Source organism: Mesorhizobium sp. L103C131B0 (genome assembly GCF_000502275.1).
GTDB lineage: Bacteria > Pseudomonadota > Alphaproteobacteria > Rhizobiales > Rhizobiaceae > Mesorhizobium.
The window spans coordinates 1-1,363 of the sequence record NZ_AYXC01000055.1; the positions used below are offsets into that span (position 1 = coordinate 1).

The window sequence follows — 1,363 nt, forward strand, 5'->3', positions numbered from 1 at the left end:
GAGCGGCGAGATCGCCAAGGCGCTTGGCATGCAACCTTCGGCAGCGGAAAGCGAGCGCATGGCGCGGCCGCCGACCGAAAACCTCGAAGCCTACGACTTCTATCTTCGTGCCGAGCAGACAGCACGGACCGGTCGGCGCGACGGCCTGCGGGAGGCGCTCACGCTCTACGACAAGGCGGAGCAGCTCGACCCCGCTTTTGCGGAAGCCTTCGCGGCGGATGCAAGCACGACGGTGTATATCTGGCGTGAATCGTTCAATGACATCATGCAGAGCGCGCCAGCACGAAAGAGAGCCTATGAGAAGGCGAGCCGAGCTTTGCAACTCGACCCTGACCTTTCGTCGCCCTATGCTATTCTTGGGATCATGCAGGTCGTGGATCGCCGCTACGAGGAAGCCATCGCTTCGGTCGAGCGAGCCGTCGCACTCGGCCCCGGCGATGCTGAGACGCAAATAGCCCTGGGATACGTGCAACTGTTCGCCGGCAGTCATGCTGAGGCTGCCGAAGCGGTCGAGACGGCGCTCAGGCTCGATCCCAACCTTTCACCTGTAAACCGGCAAATTGCCGGTCTGGTCTTTCTAATTCAAGGGAGCAACGACAGGGCGATCGAGGCCCTCGAACGCACCCGCGACGATGCGCCGTCAGTCGGAGATTTCACGATCACGCTTGGTGCCGCCTACGCCCGCGCCGGCCGCCTGCAGGATGCCAGGGCGGCAGTGGCCGAGGGGCTAGGTGCCATGTCCACACCAGGTTTCGATTCATTGTCCGCATACCGACTCAACGGTGCCCAATATCGTAACCCGCAGGATTTGGCTCTCATCGTCGACGCGTTGCAGCAGGCGGGCTTGCCCGAATGGCCGTTCGGTTTCACCGGCGATGAGCACAACCGCTTGAAGGGCAAGGAGATCGCCTCGCTGGTGCTGGGCCATACTCTGCAGGGTCAGCTTGAGCCCGGTCTCCAACCAGCCTTCCTCCAGATCGGGAGCGACGGCAAGGCAGCCTTCCGCTCCACGACGCGGCTGGTCACCGAGACCGTCCGTGTCGATGGCGACTTATTGTGCGAGCTGAGCGAGAATATGTTCGGGCGCCCCGACTGTGGACCCGTCTATAAACGCCGCGACGATGGAGGCGGCGGCTATTCCTTCGTCAACTCAAGCAAGGTGTTTCACTTTACGGTTGTTCAGTAGAACCACACGCGCGTCATAACGGACGCACACACTCGCGTCCGATGCGGGACTAGAATAGGCTGCGCGAAGCCGCTTGATCGACCAAGGAGGGCGCAGGCAGGTATGGAGCGAAGGCTTACCGCGATCCTTGCTGCCGACGTGGTCGGCTACAGCACGCTCATGGGCGAGGATGAGGTC

The 1,363-nt window shown here is 62.1% G+C and carries 1 protein-coding gene; it reads left to right on the forward strand.

The annotated features are described in order from the left end of the window. A partial coding sequence (locus X730_RS135400) for a tetratricopeptide repeat protein (protein WP_023827887.1) occupies positions 1 to 1,186 on the forward strand: 1,186 nt, incomplete at its 5' end. Between the last annotated feature and the right edge of the window lie 177 nt (positions 1,187 to 1,363).